This is a genomic window from Paraburkholderia diazotrophica, from assembly GCF_038900755.1.
Lineage (GTDB): Bacteria > Pseudomonadota > Gammaproteobacteria > Burkholderiales > Burkholderiaceae > Paraburkholderia > Paraburkholderia diazotrophica_A.
Map to the genome: position 1 here is coordinate 543,599 of NZ_JBBPEN010000002.1, position 24,388 is coordinate 567,986.

Annotated in this window: 22 protein-coding genes and 3 tRNA genes; 15 read left to right on the plus strand and 10 right to left on the minus strand. The window is 62.9% G+C overall.

All coding sequences use genetic code 11. From position 1 onward, the window contains the following. From AABE10_RS07755 to AABE10_RS07775, 5 genes are all read left to right on the plus strand, one after another. Positions 1-924, plus strand: a complete 924-nt coding sequence (locus AABE10_RS07755) for a YicC/YloC family endoribonuclease (protein ID WP_342932689.1) — start codon at positions 1-3, stop codon at positions 922-924. 18 nt (positions 925-942) lie between these two features. After that, the gene (gene gmk, locus AABE10_RS07760) at positions 943-1,605 is read left to right on the plus strand and encodes a guanylate kinase (protein WP_342932690.1); all 663 of its coding nucleotides are present in this window, start codon (positions 943-945) and stop codon (positions 1,603-1,605) included. A gap of 62 nt (positions 1,606-1,667) precedes the next feature. Further along, a complete protein-coding gene (gene rpoZ / locus AABE10_RS07765; protein WP_087737994.1) occupies positions 1,668-1,871 on the plus strand; it encodes a DNA-directed RNA polymerase subunit omega in 204 nt (67 codons plus the stop codon). Positions 1,872-1,949: 78 nt separating this feature from the next. After that, complete coding sequence (locus AABE10_RS07770; RefSeq protein ID WP_342932691.1) at positions 1,950-4,337, plus strand: bifunctional (p)ppGpp synthetase/guanosine-3',5'-bis(diphosphate) 3'-pyrophosphohydrolase; 2,388 nt, start codon at positions 1,950-1,952, stop codon at positions 4,335-4,337. Between the two features lie 76 nt (positions 4,338-4,413). Then, positions 4,414-4,905, plus strand: a complete 492-nt coding sequence (locus tag AABE10_RS07775) for a phage protein NinX family protein (RefSeq protein ID WP_342932692.1) — start codon at positions 4,414-4,416, stop codon at positions 4,903-4,905. Positions 4,906-5,023: 118 nt separating this feature from the next. On the opposite strand, the gene AABE10_RS07780 is transcribed toward AABE10_RS07775, so the two are convergent. Both AABE10_RS07780 and AABE10_RS07785 read right to left on the minus strand, forming a co-directional pair. Further along, positions 5,024-5,100: transfer RNA gene (locus AABE10_RS07780), tRNA-Arg, on the minus strand. Between the two features lie 93 nt (positions 5,101-5,193). Further along, positions 5,194-5,270 (minus strand) — tRNA-Arg (locus tag AABE10_RS07785). A 120-nt stretch (positions 5,271-5,390) separates the two neighbouring features. Between AABE10_RS07785 and greB the strand changes: the two genes are divergently transcribed. After that, positions 5,391-5,966 (plus strand): transcription elongation factor GreB, encoded by a 576-nt coding sequence (gene greB / locus AABE10_RS07790; protein ID WP_342932693.1) that lies wholly within the window; start codon positions 5,391-5,393, stop codon positions 5,964-5,966. A gap of 126 nt (positions 5,967-6,092) precedes the next feature. Here the strand turns inward: greB and AABE10_RS07795 are convergent, their stop codons facing one another. Both AABE10_RS07795 and AABE10_RS07800 read right to left on the minus strand, forming a co-directional pair. Continuing rightward, entirely contained in the window at positions 6,093-7,241 is a 1,149-nt protein-coding gene (locus AABE10_RS07795; protein ID WP_342932694.1) for a porin, read from the minus strand. A gap of 523 nt (positions 7,242-7,764) precedes the next feature. Continuing rightward, positions 7,765-8,007: a hypothetical protein gene (locus tag AABE10_RS07800; protein ID WP_342932695.1), complete on the minus strand. Its 243-nt coding sequence runs from the start codon at positions 8,005-8,007 to the stop codon at positions 7,765-7,767. 411 nt (positions 8,008-8,418) lie between these two features. Here AABE10_RS07800 and AABE10_RS07805 point away from each other — a divergent pair, with 411 nt between their 5' ends. Both AABE10_RS07805 and AABE10_RS07810 read left to right on the plus strand, forming a co-directional pair. Further along, entirely contained in the window at positions 8,419-8,622 is a 204-nt protein-coding gene (locus tag AABE10_RS07805; protein ID WP_342932696.1) for a cold-shock protein, read from the plus strand. Between the two features lie 337 nt (positions 8,623-8,959). Further along, positions 8,960-10,138 carry an exonuclease domain-containing protein gene (locus tag AABE10_RS07810; RefSeq protein ID WP_342932697.1) on the plus strand — a complete coding sequence of 393 codons (1,179 nt, stop codon included), beginning with the start codon at positions 8,960-8,962 and terminating at the stop codon, positions 10,136-10,138. Here the strand turns inward: AABE10_RS07810 and AABE10_RS07815 are convergent. Beyond that, on the minus strand, positions 10,135-10,731 hold the full coding sequence (locus AABE10_RS07815) for a chorismate mutase (protein WP_342932698.1): 597 nt from the start codon (positions 10,729-10,731) through the stop codon (positions 10,135-10,137). The two genes, AABE10_RS07810 and AABE10_RS07815, sit on opposite strands and share 4 nt — an antisense overlap. A gap of 338 nt (positions 10,732-11,069) precedes the next feature. Continuing rightward, positions 11,070-11,219: a hypothetical protein gene (locus AABE10_RS07820; protein WP_342932699.1), complete on the minus strand. Its 150-nt coding sequence runs from the start codon at positions 11,217-11,219 to the stop codon at positions 11,070-11,072. A gap of 223 nt (positions 11,220-11,442) precedes the next feature. On the opposite strand from AABE10_RS07820, the gene AABE10_RS07825 reads away from it, so the two are divergent. Then, positions 11,443-11,823 carry a DUF2946 domain-containing protein gene (locus AABE10_RS07825; protein ID WP_342932700.1) on the plus strand — a complete coding sequence of 127 codons (381 nt, stop codon included), beginning with the start codon at positions 11,443-11,445 and terminating at the stop codon, positions 11,821-11,823. A gap of 108 nt (positions 11,824-11,931) precedes the next feature. On the opposite strand, the gene AABE10_RS07830 is transcribed toward AABE10_RS07825, so the two are convergent. Continuing rightward, entirely contained in the window at positions 11,932-12,072 is a 141-nt protein-coding gene (locus AABE10_RS07830) for a hypothetical protein (protein WP_342932701.1), read from the minus strand. Here AABE10_RS07830 and AABE10_RS07835 point away from each other — a divergent pair. Genes AABE10_RS07835 through AABE10_RS07845 form a run of 3 tightly spaced genes read left to right on the plus strand, consistent with a single transcriptional unit; the run spans position 12,062 to position 16,151 of the window. After that, positions 12,062-14,368, plus strand: coding sequence for a TonB-dependent receptor (locus tag AABE10_RS07835; RefSeq protein ID WP_428983289.1), 2,307 nt, complete (start codon positions 12,062-12,064; stop codon positions 14,366-14,368). The genes AABE10_RS07830 and AABE10_RS07835 overlap by 11 nt on opposite strands. Beyond that, positions 14,356-15,687: a sialidase family protein gene (locus AABE10_RS07840; RefSeq protein WP_342932703.1), complete on the plus strand. Its 1,332-nt coding sequence runs from the start codon at positions 14,356-14,358 to the stop codon at positions 15,685-15,687. The genes AABE10_RS07835 and AABE10_RS07840 overlap by 13 nt, the downstream gene beginning before the upstream one ends. Beyond that, complete coding sequence (locus AABE10_RS07845) at positions 15,684-16,151, plus strand: TlpA family protein disulfide reductase (RefSeq protein WP_342932704.1); 468 nt, start codon at positions 15,684-15,686, stop codon at positions 16,149-16,151. The genes AABE10_RS07840 and AABE10_RS07845 overlap by 4 nt, the downstream gene beginning before the upstream one ends. Positions 16,152-16,184: 33 nt before the next feature. Here AABE10_RS07845 and AABE10_RS07850 read toward each other — a convergent pair whose 3' ends face one another. Further along, positions 16,185-17,117 (minus strand): LysR family transcriptional regulator, encoded by a 933-nt coding sequence (locus AABE10_RS07850; protein ID WP_342932705.1) that lies wholly within the window; start codon positions 17,115-17,117, stop codon positions 16,185-16,187. 99 nt (positions 17,118-17,216) lie between these two features. Here AABE10_RS07850 and AABE10_RS07855 point away from each other — a divergent pair, with 99 nt between their 5' ends. The 3 genes from AABE10_RS07855 (at position 17,217) to AABE10_RS07865 (ending at position 22,860) form a co-directional block, all read left to right on the plus strand. Next, positions 17,217-18,467: a CoA transferase gene (locus AABE10_RS07855; RefSeq protein ID WP_342932706.1), complete on the plus strand. Its 1,251-nt coding sequence runs from the start codon at positions 17,217-17,219 to the stop codon at positions 18,465-18,467. Further along, a complete protein-coding gene (locus tag AABE10_RS07860; RefSeq protein ID WP_342932707.1) occupies positions 18,460-19,599 on the plus strand; it encodes an acyl-CoA dehydrogenase family protein in 1,140 nt (379 codons plus the stop codon). Before AABE10_RS07855 ends, AABE10_RS07860 begins: the two co-directional genes overlap by 8 nt. Positions 19,600-19,953: 354 nt before the next feature. Continuing rightward, on the plus strand, positions 19,954-22,860 hold the full coding sequence (locus AABE10_RS07865; protein WP_342932708.1) for an autotransporter domain-containing protein: 2,907 nt from the start codon (positions 19,954-19,956) through the stop codon (positions 22,858-22,860). Positions 22,861-22,935: 75 nt separating this feature from the next. Here AABE10_RS07865 and AABE10_RS07870 read toward each other — a convergent pair. Continuing rightward, positions 22,936-23,011: transfer RNA gene (locus AABE10_RS07870), tRNA-Thr, on the minus strand. A gap of 82 nt (positions 23,012-23,093) precedes the next feature. After that, positions 23,094-24,110 carry a class 1 fructose-bisphosphatase gene (locus AABE10_RS07875; RefSeq protein ID WP_342932709.1) on the minus strand — a complete coding sequence of 339 codons (1,017 nt, stop codon included), beginning with the start codon at positions 24,108-24,110 and terminating at the stop codon, positions 23,094-23,096. Between the last annotated feature and the right edge of the window lie 278 nt (positions 24,111-24,388).

Sequence of the window (24,388 nt, forward strand, 5' to 3'; positions counted from 1 at the left end):
ATGATCTACAGTATGACTGGCTATGCGAGCGCCACGCGCGAACTCGCAGCGGCATCGGGCAACGGCGGCGTCAGCGTGTCCGTGGAGTTGCGCACGGTGAACTCGCGCTTCCTGGACCTCAACTTCCGGATGCCGGAAGACGTGCGCGTCTGCGAGCCGACGCTGCGCGAAATGCTGATGAACAAGCTCTCGCGCGGCAAGGTCGACATCCGCATCAACCTGCAGCGCAGCGAGCAGGCGGCGAACGCGGGCGCGCTCAACCGCGATGCGCTCGCGCAGCTCGCGGTGCTGGAACGCGCGGTGCTCGATGCGTTTCCTGACGCGGGACGTCTGCGCACGGGCGAAATCCTGCGTTGGCCGGGTGTGCTCGCGGAAAGCGGCGTGTCGCCGGAAGTGCTGCGCGACGCCGTGCTCGAATGCGGCAAGCAGGCGATCGGCGATCTGATCGACGTGCGCGGCCGCGAAGGCGCGCAGCTCGCGACGATGCTGCTCAACAATGTCGGCGAGATGGAAGCCATCGTCACGAAGATCACGCCGCTCGTGCCGGATCTGATTGCGAAACATCAGCAGAAGATCGTCGAGCGTTTGCAGGAAGCGCTCGGTATCGCCGCGCCGGATACGGCGGCAACGATCGTGTCGCGCGAAGAGATCGCCGAGCGCATCCGTCAGGAAGTGACGATGTACGGCATTCGCATCGACATCGCGGAAGAGCTGTCGCGCCTCACTGCGCATCTGAACGAAACGCGCCACGTCATCCAGAAGGGCGGCAAGGTCGGCAAGCGTCTCGACTTCATGATGCAGGAACTGAACCGCGAGGCAAACACGCTCGGCTCGAAGGCGGCCGCGAAGGAACTCGCCGATTCGTCGATGACGCTCAAGCTGCTCATCGAGCAGATGCGCGAACAAGTACAGAACCTGGAGTAATACGGGAGTCTCACCAGCATGACCGAATCCAAACGCAATCCATACGCAGGCGTTTATCCCGGCAACCTGTTCATGGTCGTCGCGCCGTCGGGCGCGGGCAAGTCGACGCTCGTGAACGCGCTGCTCGCGCGCGACGCGGCGATCCGTCTGTCGATTTCATACACGACGCGTCCGCCGCGTCCGAAGGAGCAGGACGGCGAGCACTATCACTTCACGACCGTCGAAGATTTCCTCGCGCGCCACGATGCGGGCGAGTTTCTCGAAAGCGCGGAAGTGCACGGCAACTACTACGCGACTTCGCGCGTGTGGATCGAAGAGCAGATGAAGAGCGGCCATGACGTGCTGCTCGAAATCGACTGGCAGGGCGCGCAACAGGTGAAGAAGCAGTTCCGCAACGCCGTCGAGATTTTCATCTTGCCGCCTTCGCTCGAAGCGCTCGAAGAGCGCCTGAAAAAGCGTGGCCAGGACGAGCCGAACGTGATCACGCGACGCCTTCTCGCAGCGGGCAGCGAGATGGCGCACGCAGCGGAAGCGGAGTACGTCGTGATCAACGAAAACTTCGATCACGCGCTCGCCGAACTGCAGTGCCTCGTCTCGGCAACACGTTCGCGCTTCACGTCGCAATACGCGCGCCACACGGAGCTCTTCATGCAGCTCGGTATTCACTTGCCGCACGCCTGATACGGGCGAGCTCTCGAGGACATAAGGTAGAATAACCGACATACAGAGAAGGAATTTTCAACATGGCCCGCATTACCGTCGAAGACTGTCTGAAACAGATCCCGAATCGTTTTGAACTGGCGCTTGCCGCGACCTATCGCGCACGTCAGCTCGCTCAAGGCCACACGCCGAAAATCGAAAGCCGCGACAAGCCCACGGTCCTCGCGCTGCGTGAGATTGCGGCTGGCCAGGTTGGCGTCGAAATGCTGAAGAAGGTGCCTGTCTAAGGCGCGCTTCAAGTTTCGATCGTCATGTAACTCAACCCAACGCGTGCAGACGGGCACAATCGCAAAACGGAGGCGACCATGAGCACCAACCCCTCGCCATCCGCAACGGAAGTGGAACACGCTGCCCACGAACACGATAGCGAATCGCCATCGTCTGCACGCAGGTACATCGACGCGGTCCTCGAACAATCGTTTCGCCATCTGTTCGGACCGACCGCCACGCCGGAGCAGCCGCGCCGGCATGACGTCGTCTCGATCGCCAAGCTGACGTCCGCGCTGTCCGGCTACCTTAGCCCGGAAGAGATCAAGGAAGTCAAAGCGGCGTTCCACTTCAGCGACGAAGCCCACCTCGGGCAATACCGTCAAAGCGGCGAACCCTACATCACGCATCCTGTGGCTGTCGCGGAAATCTGCGCGGCCTGGAAGCTCGACGCGCAGTCGATCATGGCCGCGCTCCTGCACGACGTGATGGAAGACCAGGGTGTGACCAAGACCGAACTCGCGGAGCGCTTCGGCGCGAAGGTCGCGGAACTGGTCGACGGGTTGTCGAAGCTGGACAAGATGGAGTTTCGCAATCGCGAGGAAGCGCAGGCGGAGAACTTCCGCAAGATGCTGCTCGCGATGGCGCGCGACGTGCGCGTGATTCTCGTGAAGCTTGCGGACCGGCTTCACAACATGCGCACGCTCGGCGCCGTGCCGCCGGAAAAGCGCCGGCGCGTCGCGCGAGAGACGCTCGACATCTACGCGCCGATCGCGCACCGGCTCGGCCTGAACAACACATATCGCGAGCTGCAGGACCTGAGCTTCGCGAACTTCAATCCGCATCGTTACGCGACACTCGAAAAGGCCGTGAAGGCGGCGCGCGGCAATCGCCGCGAAGTGGTCGGCAAGATTCTCGAATCGGTGCAGCGCGCGATTTCAGATGCGAAGATCGAAGCGGAAGTGACGGGCCGCGAGAAAACCATCTTCAGCATCTACAAGAAGATGCGCGACAAACAGCTGTCGTTCTCGCAGGTGCTCGACGTGTACGGCTTTCGCGTGGTCGTCGAGAGCGCGCTCGAATGCTATACGTGCCTCGGCGCATTGCACGCGCTCTACAAGCCGGTGCCGGGCAAGTTCAAGGACTACATCGCGATTCCGAAGGTCAACGGCTACCAGTCGCTGCATACGACGCTGGTGGGCCCGTTCGGCGCGCCCATCGAGTTCCAGGTGCGCACACGCAAGATGCACGAGATCGCGGAGGCGGGCGTCGCCGCGCACTGGCTGTACAAGAACGGCGGCGCCGATCTCAACGACGTGCAGAAGCGCGCGCATCAATGGCTCAAGTCGCTGCTCGACATTCAAAGCGAAGTCGGCGATTCGAGCGAATTCCTCGAGCACGTGAAGATCGACCTGTTCCCGGATGCCGTCTACGTGTTCACGCCGAAGTCGAAGATCATGGCGCTGCCGCGCGGCGCGACCGCGCTCGACTTCGCGTATTCGATTCACAGCGATCTGGGCAATCAGTGCGTCGCGGTGAAGATCAACAATGAACTGCTGCCGCTGCGCACCGAGCTGAAGAGCGGCGATATCGTCGAAGTGATCACCGCGCCGTATTCGAAGCCGAATCCCGCGTGGCTGGGTTTCGTGCGCACGGGCAAGGCGCGTACCGCGATCCGCCACTATCTGAAGACGATGCGCCTGAACGAGTCGGTGCAACTGGGCGAACGCCTCGTCGATCAGTCGCTCAAGGGCTACGGACTGTCGCTCGCCGACGTCACGCCGGAAGTGTGGGACAAGCTCGTGCTGTGGACGGGCAACAAGAACCGTCAGGAAATCTTCGCGGATATCGGCCTGGGCCGGCGTGTCGCCGCGGTGATGGCCAAGCGCATCGAAGTGCTGATGAGCGGCCGGGAAGGCCACGAAGCCGACGACGAGAACCCGCGTGCCGAACAGGGCGCGACGCCGAGTGCGCCGCCCGTCGTCATCACGGGCACGGAAGGGATGTCGGTGCAGCTTTCCGCGTGCTGCCGGCCCATTCCAGGCGACGACATCATGGGTTATATCGGCATCGGCCTCGGCATGGCGATCCACACGACGGATTGCCGCGTCGCGCAGCGCATCCACAGGCGCGACCCGGGCCGCTGGATCGACGTCGCGTGGGCGCCGCAGCCGGGACGTCTGTTCGACGTCGCGATCAAGGTGCTTGTCAAGAACACCAAAGGCGTGTTCGCGCGCGTCGCGGCGGATATCACGTCCGCCGACGCAAATATCGTCCACATTGCGATGGACGAAGACCAGTCGCAAGAATCGACGTTCCTGCGCTTCGTCATTCAGGTCAGCGACCGCGTGCATCTCGCGAACGTGATGCGCCGAGTTCGGACCAATCCCGACGTGATGCGCATCGCGCGCGAACGTCCGAGCGAAGAAGGGCATCGACATCACGACGGCGGCATGCGGATCGAACGCGAGCGCGCCGATTACTGAAATCGAAGTTGAGCGGCGGGCGCGCCGTTTGCACCACTGCGCGCACGCCTTTGCCTGTTTTCACGGGAACAACGCGATGAACGTAGCTGATCTCTCCGGCCTCGCGCTCGACTACTGGGTCGCGCGCAGCCTGCACGACTTCGTGCGCGAAATCCACTTCACCGATAGCGGCCGCGTCGTCTCGATACGCGGCAACGACCGCGGCCGAGCATGGGATGGGCGTTTCACGCCGTCGACGTCATGGGAAGCGGCGTCCGTCGTGCTCGAACGCGCGCGGCGGCTCGAAGTGCGCGAGCGCACGCGCGAGGGCGCGGCGCATTGCGTCGCCGACTTCGAGGGCGGGCACGGGACGGTGTCGGCGCATGGCGAATCGCTGCGTGATGCGCTGCTGAGGGCCTTCGTGATCAGCCGGTTCGGCGATACCGTCGACGACGTGCTGCGCCAGCCGCAGGCGCTCTTTGGGATGCGCGCGACGCCGATTGGCGAGCAGTCGTCGCCGTTGGGCATCGAGAACGAACTGCCGAAGCCGGATGGCGAAATCGGCGATATCAAGTCGACGCCGCGTTGACGCGAGGCCTCGGGCGCAGCACGAACGGGAAAAGAAGCAAAAACCGCGGAAAAGAAAGGCACAGCAGAAAGGGGCAGCAAAAGACAAAGGGCCTTCCGGATGGAAGGCCCTTCATGGGTGGCGCGGCTGGCAGGATTCGAACCCACGACCCCTTGGTTCGTAGCCAAGTACTCTATCCAACTGAGCTACAGCCGCACGCTAAGCTTGAACTGCTGGGTCGCGCTTACTGCATCGCGTACAACCCGGTGAAACGAAAGGGCCTTCCTGGTGGAAGGCCCTCGAAAGAGGTGGCGCGGCTGGCAGGATTCGAACCCACGACCCCTTGGTTCGTAGCCAAGTACTCTATCCAACTGAGCTACAGCCGCACGCAGAAATGAGATTATAGCAATGTCTCGGAAAAAGGGAAGGGCTAACCCTGAAATTTGTGACAGTAGCCGTATCATGTACCCTTGGTATATGGATGTCCGCTTGAACGCTGAATCATCATGAACAAAGCCTTTGTCAAAGAATCGACTGACGAGAACGACGACGATCTCGAAGCCGCTCAACCCGACGTGCCCGCGGGCGCGAAGAACTACATCACGCCGGCCGGGTACAGGCGCTTGCGCGATGAACTGCTGCATCTGATCGACGATGAACGGCCGGAGGTGGTCAAGCTGGTGTCGTGGGCGGCATCGAACGGCGACCGCTCCGAGAACGGCGACTACATCTATGGCAAGCGGCGGCTGCGCGAAATCGACCGTCGCATCCGCTTTCTCACCAAGCGCATCGATCTGGCCGAGGTCGTGCAAAGCAGCCGGCAGGAAAACACGGATCAGGTGTTCTTCGGCGCGACCGTCGAATACGCGACGGAAGACGGCGAGACGCACACGGTGAAGATCGTCGGCATCGACGAAGTGAACCTGGACGAGGGGCACGTCAGCTGGATCTCGCCGGTTGCGCGCGCGTTGCTGAAGGCGAAGATCGGCGATCAGGTGACGTTGCATACGCCTGCAGGACCGCAGACGATCGACGTACTGGACGTGATCTATCCGACGCGCGACGAAGAGGGGGACGCGTAGGCGGTCCTTCCCAAGGGCCTGTGTGGGCCGCAGCGTCGCCGATGAAGAACAACGGGAACGCGAGTGAACAACGAAAAAAAGGCGCCGCAAGCGGCGCCTTTTTCATGCTGCGAGTACTTCTGATGCTCAGAAGCGGTGACGCAGGCCAGCCGTCACAGCGACTTGCTTCTCGTTGCCCGACGCGTTCAGACCGTTGATGTTCGCGTTGACCAGCGAGTTTTCGCTGACTTGCTGGTATTCGCCCTGCAGGTAGACGTCGGTACGCTTCGACAGCGCGTAGGCTGTTTGCAGGTTGAACTGGTTCCAGTGCGGGCGCTCGCCAGCCATGCTCGCGCGGGTGTACGTGTACGAACCGGCGATGCTGATAGCCGGCGTCAGAGCGTAGCGTGCGTTCGCTTCGAAGTTCTGGAAGTGGCCGCTGTTGCCGCCGAAGCGGTTCGTCAGACCCTGGTTGCCCGACGCGCTCTGGCCGATGCCTGCCCATTGCGACAGATTCGTCTGCGAGTACACGAGGCCGACGGTTGTCGGGCCGAACGTGTAGTTCGCGCCTGCGCCCCACGTCTGCTGGCGGCCAGCGAAGAACGTGTTGTCGCCCTGAACTGCGCCGCTGCTGTTGAACGCAGCAGCCGTGCCCGTTGCGCCGTTGCTGTTCAGTTGCAGGTAAGCAGCAGCGAGGTTGAAGCCTGCGAAGCTGTACGACGCGCCAGCGCTGTACACGCGGTTGTTCGCGAAGCCGTCAGCCTGGTTCGAGAAGCCGTACAACGCGCCGAACTTGAAGCCCGCGTAGTTCGCGCTCTGGTACTTGACCGAGTTGTTCACGCGGAACGAGTTGTTCAGGTTGTCGTTGTCGAACGGGTGGGCGAACTGCGTGCCGCCGTATTGCGTGCCCGTCAGCGACAGGGGACCGACGTAGTCGACCATGCTGTCGTATTGACGGCCGAGGGTCACGGCGCCGAACTGGTCGCTCGCAAGACCGACGAACGCCTGACGGCCGAAGATACGGCTGTTCTGCTTCAGCGTGCCATCATTGATGCCGAAGCCGTTTTCCAACGTGAAGATTGCCTTCAGGCCGCCGCCGAGGTCTTCAGCGCCGCGCAGGCCGAAACGGCTGCCGTTCACCGAGCCCGTCGTTTCTTGCCAGTTGCTGTGACCGCCCTGGTTGTTCGTGTAGGTGATGCCGGCGTCGATCAAGCCGTACAGCGTGACGCTGCTTTGCGCATGCGCAGCCGTTGCAAATACGCCCGTCAGGGCAGCGACCATGAGAGTCTTTTTCATCTTTGTAACTCCGAGAACAGGATGGGTTTTAGTACCCAGGCTTGAAGGAAACTTCACGCGAGCGCTGCGAGAGGCAAATCGCGTGAACAACGCACGGTGACCGACGTGCGTTCGTTTCCGGGTAGGCAAAGTGTAGAGACGTGGCTCGGCAGATGGCCGTTCCGAATTTCGCAATAAAGTATTACGGGATAGGAAATTATCGAGCGAAAGCCTGAAGGCCTTATTCAGAAAGGCTTTCCGGCTGATTGAGTTGTGCCAGCGGAGGGTGTCAACCTTTACGCGTTGTTCAATTACGACACGAAATGATGTGCGAAAACAACGCGAAAATGGCGGAATTCAGATTGTTGTCGGTATTGAAATAGTAGTTTGCGAGATGCGCATCTATTCAAACTCGTTTCCAACGCTATACTGAAAGTTCTGCTTTTCGAAGCAGACTTTTTCGTTGACGAAAAAGATCTCCAAACCTTTGTCAGCGCGACTTTCTCCAAGTCGCGCTTTTTTTTGCCTGCGCTTACCGCATCATTTATTGATGCTTTCCATCCGCAACGACGGGAGCAAATTCGAGTCCCGGCGTCAGGCTCCAATCTTCGATCACGTAGTGGCGCGCGTCCATTGGGGATGACAGCAGGTTCTGCCAGTGATCGCCGTGCCACATCGGATCGAACTCCAGCGCGGACGTGCGCTGCGCGGACCTGTCAGCGCGCGGCGTGTCTTTCGGGGAGCGGAACCGTTGGGCGGCGATGCGGAGGAGGGTATCGAACAGCATGGCGTTTCTCCAGTTGCAAACTGCTGGCTAGAATCTTGCGATTCACGTGTTACCTTAACAACCCGTGGAAACACTTACGAAAGACACGATTTGTTACACCGCGGAAAAATTTGCCCGAGTTCCTTTGTTATAGCAGACAAAAACCGGCAATACAGACCGATTTTATTCCGCATACTTTAAGAAAATTCATGATTCCGTTCGCTTTTATGACGGACTTGACGAACATTCAAATACCAATTTGAAACCGCTTGACGCCTGCAGCCCGTTCCCCGTATAAATGCCATGCTGGATTTTCGATAGCGGGACGCTAATCTGTGCTGTACGCACTTATTTCCGTTTTCTGAAATTCGTGAATCGTAATCGGCATTAAATGGCATTGCCTGTTTAGTCAAATATCGAGGAAAGTGGAATATGGAAACCGGTATCGTCAAATGGTTTAACGATGCTAAAGGCTATGGCTTTATCACGTCCGACACGGGTGGCGAGGATCTCTTCGCGCACTTCTCGGAGATCCGTGCGGAAGGCTTCAAATCGCTGAAGGAGAATCAGCGCGTGTCGTTCGACATCAAGGCCGGCCCGAAGGGCAAGCAGGCTGCCAACATCCAGCCGCTCTGATCGTCGCCGAACGCATTCGCGCCCAGGTTAAACCCTCGCCTTGCGAGGGTTTTTCATTTTGTCGCTCAATGAATGCTAATGCGGCGCTCGAATCCCTGCCGTCCTGGCTGAGAGCGTTCGGAACCATTTCCTCGCGAATGCAAATTCAGTCGGTTAACGCCGAGAACCAAGCGTTATCCCTGATTGATGATTTATTTATGACGGACATGGAAAAGATAATGCACGAGTACGGTAAAAGGGTCGAGCGCAAATTCCCATGACGTGACCAATGCGCGCGCAAGCATTGCCGTCGATAGGGCATACTTGTAACCAGTCCCGCATTGCACAAGTTTTTCTCATGTCCGTACCGTTTCTGCCTGCTCCGGCCCTCGATGTGCCGATCGCCTTCGTCGACCTCGAAACGACGGGCGGTTCCGTAGGCACGCATCGGATCACGGAAATCGGCATCGTCGAATTGGGGCCGGACGGCGCGTCCAGCTGGACCACACTGGTCGATCCCGGCCAGCCGATTCCCGCTTTCATCCAGCAGTTGACAGGCATCACCGACGACATGGTGCGCGGCGCGCCCACGTTCGAATCGATTGCAGCCGATCTGTTCGCGCGGCTCGAAGGCAAGCTTTTCATCGCGCACAACGCCAGTTTCGATCGTGGATTCCTGCGCAACGAGTTTCAGCGCGCGGGTTATGCGTTCAATCCGGACGTGCTGTGCACCGTGCGCCTGTCGCGCGCGCTGTTCCCGGCAGAAAAGCGTCACGGACTCGATGCGCTTGTCGAGCGGCATGCGCTCGTGCCGTCGGACCGACACCGCGCGCTCGCCGACGCCGATCTGCTCTGGCAGTTCTGGCAACGTCTGCACGGCCTCGTCCCCGTTGACGTGCTGCGCGCGCAGATCGACAAGACGATGCGTCGTTACCAGCTGGCGGGCGATATCACCGAAGATCTGCTCGATACCGCGCCGGCCGGCTGCGGCGTGTATGCGTTTTATGGCGAGAACGACACGCCGCTGTACGTCGGCCGAAGCGTGCGCGTGCGGCAGCGTCTGCGCTCGCATTTGACGGGCGAGCGCCGTTCGTCAAAAGAGATCAGGCTTGCGCAGCAGGTGCGGCGCGTCGAGTGGCGCTCGACGGGCGGCGAGATCGGCGCGCTGCTCGCGGAAGCGCAGTGGATCGCGACGCTGCGCCCGCCGCTCAACCGTTTGCCGCGCGTGAGCCGCGCCGATCCCATCGATGTGCCGTGGCCTTACGAAGGTGCGATTGCGTTCGAGGAGCGCGATGCATCGGAAGGCGCGCGCGTCTTCCATATCGTCGACGGATGGCACTATCTCGGGCACGCGCCGTCGCTGGCCGAAGCCTCGGCGCTGCTTGCTGCCGACACGCGCGGCGCGTTCGAGCTGTCGACGTGGCGCATCCTCCAGACGCACCTCGCGCGCGGACTGCGCGTGCTGCCGCTGTCCCGCGCACCGGGCGAGGCCAACGCCGCCGCGGCCCCCGCTACGGCAGCCATCGATGCGGCCTAGCCCGTCGCCCCGACGCCCCCCGCTTCGCACACATGCCCGAGCGCTCGCGTGAGCGCGGCATTGCGCGTGTTGTCGTAGCGCGTGAGCGATTTCCAGTTATCGATGCCGCGTGCGACGCGTGTCGGGCAATCGTCCTGCGCGCGCAGCGTCTGCATGCGCGCGAGCGCGGTAATCAGCGATTGCGTCAGCTTGTCCAGTTGCGGCCGCAGGCTGGTCGCGAGATCCGGTGCCGCGCCTTCGGGCGGCCGGGTTGCGCGCCACGAATCGAACAGCGCGTTCTGCACTTCCTTGCTCGCGTCGATCTGATCCTGGAAGAACGCGCGCGCGAGCGCGGGATCAATGCCAGCTTTCATCGCGCGCTTCTCGACGTCGGCGAGCAGTGCCTGCTCGCGCGGCGTATCGGTGATCGGTTGATGATGGGCCCACTTGTAGCGCGCGACAGGCTCGGCCAGCGACAGACGCTGCGAGACGAGCGCGATCAGATTGGTGAGCGCGGTGTCGTCGCCATCGGCGCGCGCGGGCGTCGGCGTGAAGGCGAGGGCGAAGGAGAGCGCGATCGCGCCAAGCGCGCCGAGGTGAAGCGAACGGATCATTGAACTCGAGACAGCCCGAAGCTGCGCAGGAAGGAAACACAAGAGAATAGACGAAGCGTGCGGCATGCGTCGCACATGCACATCGACGGCCGCGCCGCAGCGGGGAAAAACGAGGGATAAGTCAGCGAATACGGATGAGCGCGCGGACGAACTCGCGTGCGTCACGTTGACGCGCGATTAGCCGTCGCTCAAATGAAGAACGAAACCACCGGACACAGGTAAAAGCACAGACGCGCACCGATTCCGCGCCTCGATATGCGGAGCGCATGGACGTGCGTCGGCATTGCGCGCATTCATTTGATGCGCGTGCCCCGGCGCTGCAATGCACACGTCAACCGTTACTTCGGTTCGCACGACTTGCGTTGTTCGTCGAAGAACGCGCGAACATGCTCGGGCAGTTCCGCGCTCAGAAATTCGACGCCTGCCGGTTCCGGATCCGGGCTCGAGACCTTGTCGGGGGTCGGAATCTTCGGCGGTTTGGTATCCATGATGTTCTCTCCTTTACGAAATCATTATCTTCCTCGGCATGCGCGTCGGACCAGCGCTGCCGCACACAGCCGATGTTTTGGCGCGCCCCTTGTTGCTTTAACGGCACAGGCTCCCAGGCATTGAAGCGCCTTGTTTAGAATTTAACGATTGCCTGATCGCAGTACGTCTAAACACTGTTTCGCGGCCCATTGCTATACTGCGCGCTCACTCTTTCAGGTAGCGATGGCACGCCCGACACGCTGGATCGGTCTCGTATGGCTGGCGCTGGTACTCAACGTACTGTCGCCCGTCATCGGCTATGCGCGTGCTCCCGGCTCGCAAGGCCCGCTCTCCGTCGAACTCTGTCATGCGGCCGGTGCGAAGAACGTCGTCATCGACCTCGGCGATTCGCACGACAGCACGTCGAAGTCGCACCTCGTCGTTCCTCACTGCGTCTACTGTCCGGGCTTCGCTGCGAACTTCGCACTTGGCGCCAGTGTCCCGTTCGTTCCGCCTCCCGTCCGTGCGCTCGCTTACGCGCGCGCTGTCGAGCCCGAAGTCGTCTTTGTGCGCCGCAGCGTACGCGCCGCACTACCCCGCGCCCCTCCCGTCGCGTCGATCTGAAGCCCTTTCAGCCCGTTCGTTCGCCTGCGTCTGACGTCGTCACGACGTAGCAGGCGGCGAGCCGCTGCGCCTGCCTTTGCTTTGCTCCCGCGTTTCCCGCTCGCCGCATCAGTCATTCGGCGAGCCGCCTGGCATCCGCATCGGCAGGGCGTCTTCGATCACGTTTTCAGGACTCTTCATGCGCATCGCTTCCGCTGCGCTGTCCGCACGCACGCCGCTTTCAGTGGCTTGCGCGGCAGTGTTCGCCATTCAACCTGCATGGGCCGATCAAGGTACGACCGATCGTGCCATCCCGGATACTTCGGTCTCCCATTCTTCTGTAACGAGCGATTCCACGGATTCGTTGACGGAACCCGCCGGCACGCTGCAAGCCGTCAGGGTCACGGCCACGCGAGCCGCGCCCGCATTTGCACCGGACACGCCGGGCGTCGTCGAAACCGTCACGCGGGAGCAGATCGACGCGCGCAACATCGTCAATACGGAAGACGCGCTCAAGTACGCGCCGAACGTCATGGTCCGCAAGCGCTTTATTGGCGATCGCAACCCGGTGTTCGCGGGCCGCGACTTCAACGAGCTGCAGAGCGCGCGCGGCCTCGTCTATGCCGACGGACTGCTGCTGTCGAACCTGCTCGGTTCGAGCTATGCGTACCCGCCGCGCTGGTCGCTGATCGCGCCCGACGACATCGCCCAGGTCGAGGTGCTGTACGGGCCGTTCTCGGCGCTCTATCCGGGCAACTCGATCGGCTCGACGGTGCAGATCACGACGCGCAAGCCCGAGAAGCTCGAAGCGTCGCTGGACACGCAGCTTTTCACACAGCATTACGACGACCCGTATGGCTTTACGAAGAACTTCGGCGGCAATCACGAGTCGGCGCATATCGCCGATCGCATCGGCCGCTTCTGGTATTCGCTGACGCTCGACCGTCTCGAGAACAACAGCCAGCCGCTCCAGTACGCGAGCCCGAATAGCGCGTACAACGCGAAGCTGGGCGCGCCCGTCGCGGTGACGGGCGCGGCGACGGATACCGGCCCGAACGGCCAGCCGCGCGTGATCGTCGGTCCGCAGATGATGGAGCGCACCGAGCAGATCGGCGAATCCGTGCGCATGGGCTACGCGCTGACCGACCACGTCGACGCGACGCTCACGGTCGGCCACTGGGAGAACCACTACAACGATCGCGCGCAGACCTTCCTGACGGACGCCACCGGCGACCTGGTCTATGCGGGCAATGCCACGATCGGCGGGAAGAACTACACGATCGCGCCGACGGCGTTTTCGCCCGCCAACGGCGATCAGGAGAACTGGCTCTACGCGTTCGGCCTGAACGCGCGGCTCGATTCGGGATGGAAGCTGTCGGGCGTGGTATCGGCGTACGACGTCTCGCGCGACGTGCTGCGTTCGTCGACGACTGCGCCGCCCGCTGCCTATGGCGGCGGCCCCGGCACGATCTTCTTCGGCGACGGCACCGGCTGGCGGACGCTCGACCTGAAAGCGGAATCGCCGTCGTACGCGGGCCATGCGCTGACCGTCGGCTATCACTTCGACAACTATTTCCTGCGCAACGAGACGTACAACGCAGCCGACTGGCTGAACGGCTCTGCGTCGACGCTCGCGAGCACGTATCGCGGCGACACGCGCACTCAGGCGCTCTACGGCCAGGACGCATGGCGTTTCGCGCCGGGCTGGCTTGCGACGCTCGGCCTGCGCTACGAGCGCTGGGACGCATACGACGGCGCACTCGGCAACGGCACGTCGACGTTCGGCTACGCGGATCGCAGCGCGAACGCGCCGTCGCCGAAAGCGTCGGTGCAATGGCAGGCCACGCAATACTGGCTGTTTCGCCTCTCGTTCGCGACAGGCACGCGCTTTCCGACCGTCGCCGAGCTGTTCCAGGGCACGATCTCGAACAATGCGATCGTCAACAACAATCCGGGCCTGCGCCCCGAGAAGGCAATCGACTGGGACTTCACGGCGGAGCGCGACGTCGGCGTGGGTGTCGTGCGCGCGAGCGTGTTCCAGAGCGACTTGCGCGATTCGATCTACGGCCAGACGACGGTCAACGGCGCTTCGACGGTCACGAACATTTCGAACGTCGACCGCGTGCGCGCGCGTGGCGTCGAGCTGGCGTTCTCGGGGCAGAACGTGCTGCTGCACGGGCTCGATCTCGATGCGAACGTGTCGGCGACCAACGCGCGCATTCTGGCTGACTCGGCGAATCCGTCGTATGTCGGCAAGCGCTTTCCGCGCATTCCCGTGATGCGCGCGAATCTGCTCGCCAACTACCACTTCAATCCGCAATGGCAGGGCAGCGTCGGAATACGTTATTCCGGCCGCCAGTACAACACGCTCGACAACAGCGACATCAATCCCGACGTCTACGGCGGCACGAGCTCGTTTCTGGTTGTCGATCTGAAGGCGCGTTACCAGATGGGCAAGCACTGGGTCGCGTCGGTCGGCATCGACAACCTGACGGACCGCCGCTACTACGTCTTTCACCCGTATCCGGGCCGCACGTTCTACGGAGAACTCAAATGGTCGCTTTAAGAAAATGGACGGCGGCGCTGGCCGCCGGTTTGTCGCTGGCGCTGATCGCGCAGCCGTCGATGGCACATGACGCTTCGAACGATCCGCACACGGGCCACGCGATGCCGATGGACATGGCGGACATGAGCGGCATGAGCGGCATGAGCGGCACGGGACCGCGTGCCGGCGCGAAAGCCGCGAGCGCAGCCAAAGCGCCGCTCGCGACGGGCGCCGCGTTTGACGCGCAGCATCGCCTGTGGGTCGCGTGGGTTGAAGGGCAGCACGTCGTCGTCGCGCATTCGAGCCACGCCGACAAAGCGGGCCGCACGCTGTCGCCGCCCGTCGTGGTCAACGCGATGCCCGAGCCGATCTACACGAGCGCCGAGAACCGTCCGAAGATCGCTGCAAGCCCCGATGCGCAGACGATCTACGTCACGTGGTCGATGCCGCTCGATGCGCCGTACACGGGCATGGTCCGCTTCTCGCGCTCGACGGACGGCGGCGCAACGTGGAGCGTGCCCGCCACCGTCCACGGCGATCGTCAGCCGATCACGCATCGCTTCGATTCGATGATCGTCGACGGACAGGGGCGCATTTTCGTCGCATGGATCGACAAGCGCGATCTGACGGCGGCGAAGAAGGCCGGCAAGGCGTATGACGGCGCGGCTGTCTACTACGCGGTATCGACGGACGGCGGGCAGTCGTTCCAGCCCGAGCGCAAGGTCGCCGACCACACGTGCGAGTGCTGCCGGATCGCATTGGCGCTCGACAACGAAGGCCGCGTGCAGGCGATGTGGCGCAACGTGTTCGACGGCCAGATCCGCGATCACGCGCTCGCCGTGCTGCCCGCCGATTCGCGCGAGGCCGTCGTGCCCGTTCGCGCGACGTTCTCCGGCTGGCATATGGAAGCGTGTCCCGAGCACGGCCCGGCGCTCGCAATCACGCCGGACGGCGTGCGGCACATGGCGTGGTTCAGCGTCGTCAACGGACGCGCCGACGTCTACTACTCGCGCCTCGACGCGAACGGCCAGCAGATCGGCGAGCCATGGGCGTTCGGCGACACGGGCAAGCCCGACGACCAGGCGTCGCACGCGGCGCTGATCGCACAGGGCAAGACGCTGTGGCTCGCGTGGAAGGACTTCGATGGCGACACGATGCGTCTGATGCTGCGCCGCTCCGACGACGAAGGCGCGCACTGGAGCGCGCCGCGCATGCTCGCGCAGACGGCGGGCGGCAGCGACAATCCGCAGTTGCTGGACGACGCGGGGCGCGTCTATCTGTCGTGGCGCACGCAGAACGACGGCTACATGCTCGTGCCGGCCGGGGAGGGCAATCAATGAAACGAATGTGGATGGCGCTCGCCGGCGCCTTGATCGCGGTCGGCGCGCACGCTGGCAGTCTCGAGCCGCTGCGCGCGGCGGACGTGAACGCGCTTTTCGCCGCGTCGCACGGCAAGCCGCAGATAGTCGAAATCTGGTCGCTCGATTGCAGCTACTGCCGCGAGAACGCGGCGCGGATCGTCGAATGGCAGAAGAAGCACCGCGATGTGCGGCTGACGATAATCGCGATGGACCCCATCGACGACAACGCCACTGCGCTATCGCAAGTGCTCGCGTCGCTGCCGTTGCCGCCGCGGACCGCGCTCTACGCGAACGCCGAGGCGATCCCCGACAAGCTGCGCCGCGCGCTCGATCCCAACTGGCACGGCGAGATGCCGCGCACGCTGCTCATCGACGCGCACGGCGCACGTCAGGCGACGAGCGGGCTGTTGCAGCCTGCCGTGCTCGACGCCTGGCATCGGTAGCGCGCGGCGAGCCACGTTTCCGCGCCGCGTGCTTTACGCACGCGAGCGGCGTCGCATCTGTCCCGCGCGTGCGGACATTGCCTCGTTCACTGCGTCGCGCATGCACTGCGCGACGAGTTCCGACGCCTTCGTGCGCGACGCGCGCGCGGGCCGCGCGATCACGAGTGGCTGACGTATGGTCTCTTCGCGAATGGGCCGCTCGATGGCGCCCGTCGATGACGAAGCCGTCTCGCTCTGCGTGATCAGCAGCGACACGCCAAGGCCCTGCGCGACCATGCTGCGCACGAGTTCGAGCGACGTCGCCCGATAGCGCACTTCGGGCGCGAGCCCGCATTGCCAGAACGGCGCCATCAGAAATTCGCGGCTGTGCGGCAGATCGATCAGGATCAACGGCTCTTTCGCGAGCTCGTGCAGCGATAGCTTGCCCGCTTTCTTCGCGAGCTTCGATGCGGCGGGCACGAGCGCGTAGGGCTTCAGTTCCGCGAGACACTCGCGTTCGATATCGGCGGGCAGGCCGACGTCGTACATCAGCGCGAGTTCGATGTGGCTGCTGCGCAATCCTTCTTCGAGCTGTACGAGATCGCCTTCGACGAACCGTATCGACAGGTCCGGAAAGCGCATGCGCGCAATGCGCAGCAGCGCGGGCAGATAGACGGGCGCAATCGTGCTGAAGACGCCGATCTGCACTTCCCCCGATGTCGCGTCGCCGCTGTCGTCGGCTTCGAACGATGCGGCGGCGTTCAGCAGTTGACGCGCCTCCGCGAGCTTGCGCACGCCGAAGCGCGTCAGCGTCATCTTCGCGCCCGATTCGCGCGTGAAGAGCGTGTCGTCGAACAGCGATTCGAGTTCGCGTATCGCAACGGAGATGGATGGCTGCGAGACGTTCAGCTGTTTCGCCGCGGCTGTCGTGCTGCCTGTTTCCGCTGTCGCCGTGAAATAGCGCAGGAGCCGCAACGAGACGCGCATCGGAAAATCCTATAGGTGCTAATTTGATTCGATATTTTACTTGATAGCCTGTGCAGGCCGAGAATCGGTGCATCGAACCCCTGATGGAAGGAGCCGTCGATGTTCCATTCGAATCTGCCGCTCGAAGGGCTGCGCGTGATCGATTTCTCACGCGTGCTCGCGGGCCCTTATTGCACTGCGCTGCTCGGCGATCTGGGCGCCGATGTGATCAAGATCGAGCCGCCCGCAGGCGACGACTATCGCGCCGTCGGCCCGTTCACCGAAGACGGCGAGAGCGGTCTGTTCGCCGCGATGAACCGCAACAAGCGAAGCATCGTGCTCGACCTGAAAACGGATGCGGGGCGCGAGCTTGCGCGCGCAATATGCGCGGATGCCGATGTCGTCGTCGAGAACTTCAGGCCGGGCGTCGCGGACAAGCTCGGCATCGGTTATGCCGCGTTGAGCGACGTGAATCCGTCGCTCGTATATGCAAGCGTGTCGGGCTTCGGTCAAACGGGACCCGAATCGCATCGCCCCGCATACGACATCATCCTGCAAGCGATGTGCGGCCTGATGGACGCAACCGGCTCGCCCGACGGACCGCCGACGATGATCGGCGAATCGGTATCGGACGCCGTCAGCGGTCTCTTTGCGTCGTGGGGCGTGCTCGCGGCACTGCTCGCGCGCGAGCGGAGCGGCAAGGGGACGCATGTCGACGTGTCGATGTTCGATGCGACGCTCGGCATGAGCGCGACGCTCGTCGCGCGTTATGCGGCAACGGGAATCGCGCCGCGCCGCGTCGGCAACCGCCATCCGTCGTCGGCGCCGTTCGGCGCGTATCGCGCGTCGGACGGCTTCTATGTCGTCGCGGTGTTGAACAACCGCTTGTTCGGCACGTTCGCGCATGCCATCGACGCGCCGCATCTCGCGAGCGATCCGCGCTTCGCCAGCGATGCGTCGCGTTGCATTCACGAAGCCGATCTGCGCGCGACGATCGAAGCGTGGTCGGCGTCGCGCACTGTCGACGAAGTCAATCGCACGCTCGGTGACGCGGGCATTCCCGTCGCGCCGATTCGCAATCTGCAGGAAGCGCTGGAAAGCGATCACGCGGCCCATCGCGCGCTGCTGACGCAAGTGCAGCGCGAAGGCCAACACGCGGCGCGCCTGCCTTCGCAGCCGGTGAAGTTTTCCGCGTATGAGGCTAATCGTGTATCGCCTGCGCCGGCGCTTGGCGAGCATGCCGAAGCGCTGTTGCAGCAACTCGGCTACGACGCGGAAGACATCGTTTCGTTGCGCGAGCGTGGCGCGTTCGGCTCAGGTGCATCGAAAGAGGAGAGCGCATTTCGCAACGAGGAGCGTGACCATGCATAAGCGCCTGGGTATCGAGGACAGTGATCTGGAGATCGCCGATGCAATCTCGCGTTTCGCGCAAAGTGAACTTGCGCCGCGTGCCGCACACGTCGATCGCGATGAACTGTCGACCACGCGCTATGTCGCGCAACTCGCCGAGCTCGGCGTCATGGGTATGAATGTGCCCGAGCGTTGGGGCGGCGTGGATGCGTCCGCGGTTGCGATCGTGCTGTCGCTCGTGGAGATCGCGAAGGCATGCGCATCGACGTCGTCGATGATCGGCGCGCACTATCTGGCGACGGACTCGATCCTGATCGGCGGCGACGATGACGTGCGAGGGCGCTATCTGTCCGATGCGGCTTCGGGCCGCAAGCTCGGCGCCTTTGCGTTGACGGAGCCGCGCGCCGGCTCGAATCCCGCCGACATGGCCACGCGCGCGACACGCGAGCGCGACGGCTATCGGATCACGGGTGTCAAGCACTTCATCTCGAACGCGGACGCGGCGGGCTTTATCGTCGTGTACGCGAAGACGGATACCGATGCGGGCACGCGCGGCATCAGCGCATTCGTGGTCGATCGGGAAACGCCGGGCGTCGACGTTGCGCCCGCCGAAAAACTGATGGGCATACGCGGCGCGCCGGCACATGAAGTGGCGCTCGATTGCCATGTGCCCGCTGCGAATCGCCTGGGCGCGGAAGGCAGCGGCTTTCGCACGGCGATGAAAGTGCTCGACAACAGCCGGCTCGATGTCGCGGCAACGAGCATCGGCATTGCAGAAGCGGCGCTGGCGCTTGCCGTCGAATGGCTGAAGACGCGGCATGTCGGCGGCGAGCCTCTGTCGCACAAGCAAGGCTTGCAATGGACGATCGCCGATATGAAGACGCGTCTCGAAGCCGCGTGGCTGCTGACGTTGCAGGCGGCGGCAAGGCGTATGGCAGGCGAGTCGTTCACGCAGCATGCGTCGATGGCGAAGCTCTACGCATCGGAGATGGCCGCATTCGTCACCGATGCCGCGTTGCAGTTGCATGGCGGCTATGGATTCACGCGCGAGATGCCGCTGGAGCGGCTCGTGCGAGATGCGCGCATTCTGCGGATATACGAGGGGTCGTCGGAAATACAGCGAACGGTAATTGCACGTTCTATTCTCGCATGAATGATTCGCAACACTTAATTAACGCTTGGTGCAAAGCGTTAACAGGGTGCGTCTTGTGTTGCACAGCTTATTGTGTATCCTGTTTTAGAAATGCGCGCGGCAAAGCAGAGGCCCGATGTTCATGCGTCGCTTCGAACATCTGCTGAGGCGCGCGATAATTTCTAACCTTATCGGTCAAGCATGCGGCTGCGCTCTTCGTCTCTTCTGTTGTGGCGCGCGGTTTCCTCGGCGCTCGGCTTTATCTGCGCGCTGCGTTATGACGTCGCGTTTGCCGCATGCGATAACACGGCGCCGGCGTCGGGCGAAACCGCGACGTGCAGCTCCGCATCTCCGAACCCTTCGACGATGCCGGTCGTGGCGTTGCCCGGCAGTGTCAATGTCACAGTGAACGTGCAGGCCGGCGCCGAACTCGACGTCAGCACGGGCAATGCTGTGCTCGTGCGCGATGCGAGCACGGTCACGAATCTCGGCACGCTGAACGTGCTGGCCAACGACTTCGATGGCATCTCCGCGCAGGGTACGGGCGCAGGGCGCAACGTGCTCGTCAATCGCGGCATGATCTCGACGATCAGCCCGCTATCGGAAGGCATGTTCAACAGCGCGGCCGCCGTGACGATGCTGAACGACACGACGGGCGTCATCCATACGGCTGGCAACAACGCCGTCGGCATGCACGATTTTTTGAGCCCGGGAGGCGGGACGCTGACCAACAACGGACAGATAGCGACGACGGGCGATGGCTCAAATGGGATGGCCGCGCTCACGCACGACGACACGCTGACCAACAACGGCACGATCGCGACGAGTGGCCCCAACGCGCACGGCATCTTCGCGAGCGGCGGCGCGGTGGGCTCGACGGGCAACAACACGATCGCGAACAACGGCGCGATCGCCGTATCCGGCGCGAACGCGCACGGCATTGTTTCGGTGGATTCAACGCCCGGTGCCATCACCAACAGAGGCTCGATCACGGTGAGCGGCGCGGGCGGCCTCGGCGCGTTCATCGGCGGCAGCGTGACGTTCAACAACGAGGCGGGCGCCAGCGTCATCAGCCGTCAGGCGAACGGCATCATCGCGAATGGCGGCGGCACGTTCACCAACGCGGGCACGATCGAGGCGCTAAGCGACGGCATCACGCTCGGCGGCCCGGCGACCGTGACGAACACGGGGTCGATTGCCAGCACTGCGAGCGCCGCGATCCTGTCGAACGGCACTGGCGCGATAACGATCGTCAACACCGGCAGTCTCAGCGGCTTGCGGGCCGTCGGTACCGATGCGGGCAACGACGCGTTCACGATGACGGCGGGCTCGACGACGGGCAGCGTCGATCTCGGCGATGGCGACAATACGGCGACGATCAGCGGTGGCGCGGTCGGCCAGGGCATCGCGACGGGCGGCGGCGAGGATACGTTCGTCTGGTCGGGCGGCACGATCGCGGGCGCCGTGACACTCGGCGCGGGCAACGATACGGCGACGCTGCAGGGCATCGCCGACAGCAACGTGGCGAAGCTCACGTCGCTCGACGGCGGACCCGGCAATGACGCATTGACGCTGTCGAACAGCCGGCTCGGTGGGTCGTCGCGGATCGTTGGCTGGGAGACCGTGAATCTCACGAACGACAGCCAGTTGACGCTCGACAAGAGCGGTCTCACGCTCGGCGACAGCGGCACGGCCACGGGCACGCTGAACGTCGATTCGACGAGCACGCTGTTCGCAGGCGGGCTCGGTGATCCGCCCATTTCGCCGGCGGTCGCGGGGCAACTCGTCACGGTCATCAATGCCGGTACGATCGACCTGACCAACGGCGGATCAAGCACGAGCGATACGCTTGTGATCAACGGTAACTACGCGGGCATGAACGGACGCCTGCTGCTGCAAAGCCTGCTGGGCGGCGACGGCTCGCCGTCAGACAGGCTCGTCATCTCTCAAGGCGCAGCGACGGGGAGCACGGCGATCGGCGTGACGAATGTCGGTGGAGGCGGCGGCGCGACGAACACGAATGGCATCCTCGTCGTTCAGGCGATCAACGGCGGAACGACGGCAGCGAGCGCATTCACGTTGTCGTCGCCGCTGATGGCGGGCGCGTACGTCTACTATCTGTTCAAGGGCGGCGTCGATGCGGGTACTGCGGACAACTGGTATCTGCGTTCCAGCGTTGCCGCGCCTGCACCTGCACCTGCGCCTGCACCTGCACCTGCACCTGCACCTGCGCCTGCGCCTGCGCCGCCTCCACCCCAGCCGGCGCCGATGCCCGCTGTCGGCACGCCGGCGTTGCCGCCGCCACCACCGCCAGGCTCGCCGCCGATTCCGCTGTATCGGATGGAAGCGCCCGTCTATGCCGCCGTACCCGTCGTCGCGCGAGCGCTCGGCGTCGAGCAGATGGGCACGTTTCACGAGCGGCAAGGCGCGCAGATGCTGTTGAACGAGACGGGCACGCTGCCCGCGGCGTGGGTGCGCGCGTGGGGCGAACATGCGGAAGTGATGAGCGGCGGCACCGTCGAGCCCGCGTTCAGCGGCACGATCGGCGGCGTGCAGGCGGGCCATGACCTGTACGCTGACGGCACACCCGACGGCCATCGCAATCACTACGGCGTGTTCTTTTCCTTCGTGCGCGCGACGGGCGACGTCAATGGTTTCGCGCTGGGCTTCCCCGATTTCGCCGCCGGGCATCTGTCGATCAACTCGACGGGAGCGGGCGCGTACTGGACGCATATCGGGCCGGGCGGCTGGTACACGGATGCCGTGATCGTCGGCAGTTCATTGTCGGTATCGCCGTCGTCGAACGAAGGCATTTCGACATCGACGAACGGCTATGAAATAGGGGCCTCGATCGAAGGAGGTTTTCCCGTTCCGTTGTCTGCGGGCCTGAGTGTCGAGCCGCAGATCCAGTTGATCGTGCAGCACGTTGGCCTCGATGATCTCAACGATGGTGTATCGAACGTATCGTTTCATGCGGCGAACAGCGTCGTCGGGCGGATCGGCGCGCGCGTGCAAGGACAGTTCGAGCAGGGCGGCGCTGCGTTCCAGCCTTTCGCGACTGTGAACCTGTGGCGCAACTTCGGCGGCACCGATTACGCGACGCTGGGTCCGACGGCGCTTTCCGTCAGCGATGCGGCGACTGCGCTGCAATTCGATATCGGGGTGGTTGCAAAGGCAAGCAGGCGCGCGAGCGCATTCGCGAGGGTTGCATACACGATGAATGTGAACGGATCACATCGGAGTGTCGTGGGCGGGAACGTGGGCGTGAGATGGAGCTGGTGATTCGCTTCGGCAGAAAGTTTCCGCAGAAAAGCAAAAAGCCCAGTCGCGAGGACTGGGCTTTTTGTTTGAATCTGCTGGTGCCGGAAAGAGGAATCGAACCCCCGACCTTCGCATTACGAATGCGCTGCTCTACCGTCTGAGCTATTCCGGCGCCGTTGTTGCGTTCGTTTTGGACGTCAGCAACGAAGAAGGAAGATTATAGAGTGCCGTTTATTCAGTTGGCAAGTGCTTTCTTAACTTTTCTTTTCCAGGTGATAGCGCGTCACGCGATCCACCTCGTTCTTTGAGCCGAGGAACACCGCGACGCGCTCATGCAGGCTCTTCGGCTGGATGTCGAGAATGCGCTTTTCGCCGTTGGTCGCAGCGCCGCCCGCCTGCTCGACGATGAACGCCATCGGGTTCGCTTCGTACATCAGACGCAGCTTGCCGGGCTTCGACGGATCGCGCTTGTCGGCCGGATACATGAAGATGCCGCCGCGGCTCAGGATGCGATGCACATCGGCGACCATCGATGCGATCCAGCGCATGTTGAAGTCGGCCTGGCGCGGACCGTCCTTGCCTGCGTTCAGCTCGCCGATGTACTGCTGGACGGGCTCATACCAGTGGCGCTGGTTCGACGCGTTGATCGCGTACTCGCGCGTCTCGACAGGGATGCGCATGTCGCTTTGCGTGAGCACCCACGAGCCCAGCTCGCGATCGAGCGTGAAGCAGTTGACGCCATTGCCCGTCGTCAGCACGAGCACGCTCTGCGGACCATAGACGGCATAACCCGCCGCGACCTGCTGCGTGCCTTTCTGCAGGAACGATTGCTCCGTCGGCTGCTGGCCGTCCGGGCAGCGCAGCACCGAGAAGATCGTGCCGATCGACACGTTCACGTCGATGTTCGACGAGCCGTCGAGCGGATCGAACACGAGCAGATATTCGCCCCTCGGATAGTTCGCGGGAATCGGGAAGAACTGTTCCATCTCTTCCGACGCCATGCCTGCGAGATTGCCGCCCCATTCGTTGGCGTCGAGCAGGATTTCGTTCGACAGGATGTCGAGCTTCTTCTGCACTTCGCCCTGGACGTTCTCGCTGCCGGCCGTCCCCAGCGCTTCGCCGAGCGCGCCCTTGCTGACGTGATAGCTGATGGCCTTGCACGCGCGCGCAACGACTTCGATCAACAGACGCAGATCAGCGGGCAGATTGTTGTTTTCGCGCTGCTGCTCGATCAGATACTTGGTGAGAGTGGTACGACGTTGCAAAGACATTGCTGTACTCCGGAGAGGCTTGGGAATTTCCAGATTTTAACCTTTCGATGTGCGGGTTCCGTGACTTTATGAACTATACGGATCTTGGGCGCATAGCCGCCTGCTTTCAAGCGTGCTTTCAATCGCGTAGACCTGCGGCAGATCGACGGCGCGGCTTTTGCGACGATCGCATGCCGGGACGCGCGTCGCGAGCGGCCCATTGCCGGCTCAATGTTGAAGCAGGTTAATGAAAACCGAAGAAGGGTGCTTGAGCGAGGCGTTTGCTGTGCCGGACAGGA

Excerpts from the sequence above, each read along its gene's own strand:
- AABE10_RS07755 (WP_342932689.1), top strand. The coding sequence starts at position 1 with ATGATCTACAGTATGACTGGCTATGCGAGCGCCACGCGCGAACTCGCA.
- gmk (WP_342932690.1), top strand. The coding sequence starts at position 943 with ATGACCGAATCCAAACGCAATCCATACGCAGGCGTTTATCCCGGCAAC.
- rpoZ (WP_087737994.1), top strand. The coding sequence starts at position 1,668 with ATGGCCCGCATTACCGTCGAAGACTGTCTGAAACAGATCCCGAATCGT.
- AABE10_RS07770 (WP_342932691.1), top strand. The coding sequence starts at position 1,950 with ATGAGCACCAACCCCTCGCCATCCGCAACGGAAGTGGAACACGCTGCC.
- AABE10_RS07775 (WP_342932692.1), top strand. The coding sequence starts at position 4,414 with ATGAACGTAGCTGATCTCTCCGGCCTCGCGCTCGACTACTGGGTCGCG.
- greB (WP_342932693.1), top strand. The coding sequence starts at position 5,391 with ATGAACAAAGCCTTTGTCAAAGAATCGACTGACGAGAACGACGACGAT.
- AABE10_RS07795 (WP_342932694.1), bottom strand. The coding sequence starts at position 7,241 with ATGAAAAAGACTCTCATGGTCGCTGCCCTGACGGGCGTATTTGCAACG.
- AABE10_RS07800 (WP_342932695.1), bottom strand. The coding sequence starts at position 8,007 with ATGCTGTTCGATACCCTCCTCCGCATCGCCGCCCAACGGTTCCGCTCC.
- AABE10_RS07805 (WP_342932696.1), top strand. The coding sequence starts at position 8,419 with ATGGAAACCGGTATCGTCAAATGGTTTAACGATGCTAAAGGCTATGGC.
- AABE10_RS07810 (WP_342932697.1), top strand. The coding sequence starts at position 8,960 with ATGTCCGTACCGTTTCTGCCTGCTCCGGCCCTCGATGTGCCGATCGCC.
- AABE10_RS07815 (WP_342932698.1), bottom strand. The coding sequence starts at position 10,731 with ATGATCCGTTCGCTTCACCTCGGCGCGCTTGGCGCGATCGCGCTCTCC.
- AABE10_RS07820 (WP_342932699.1), bottom strand. The coding sequence starts at position 11,219 with ATGGATACCAAACCGCCGAAGATTCCGACCCCCGACAAGGTCTCGAGC.
- AABE10_RS07825 (WP_342932700.1), top strand. The coding sequence starts at position 11,443 with ATGGCACGCCCGACACGCTGGATCGGTCTCGTATGGCTGGCGCTGGTA.
- AABE10_RS07830 (WP_342932701.1), bottom strand. The coding sequence starts at position 12,072 with ATGGCGAACACTGCCGCGCAAGCCACTGAAAGCGGCGTGCGTGCGGAC.
- AABE10_RS07840 (WP_342932703.1), top strand. The coding sequence starts at position 14,356 with ATGGTCGCTTTAAGAAAATGGACGGCGGCGCTGGCCGCCGGTTTGTCG.
- AABE10_RS07845 (WP_342932704.1), top strand. The coding sequence starts at position 15,684 with ATGAAACGAATGTGGATGGCGCTCGCCGGCGCCTTGATCGCGGTCGGC.
- AABE10_RS07850 (WP_342932705.1), bottom strand. The coding sequence starts at position 17,117 with ATGCGCGTCTCGTTGCGGCTCCTGCGCTATTTCACGGCGACAGCGGAA.
- AABE10_RS07855 (WP_342932706.1), top strand. The coding sequence starts at position 17,217 with ATGTTCCATTCGAATCTGCCGCTCGAAGGGCTGCGCGTGATCGATTTC.
- AABE10_RS07860 (WP_342932707.1), top strand. The coding sequence starts at position 18,460 with ATGCATAAGCGCCTGGGTATCGAGGACAGTGATCTGGAGATCGCCGAT.
- AABE10_RS07875 (WP_342932709.1), bottom strand. The coding sequence starts at position 24,110 with ATGTCTTTGCAACGTCGTACCACTCTCACCAAGTATCTGATCGAGCAG.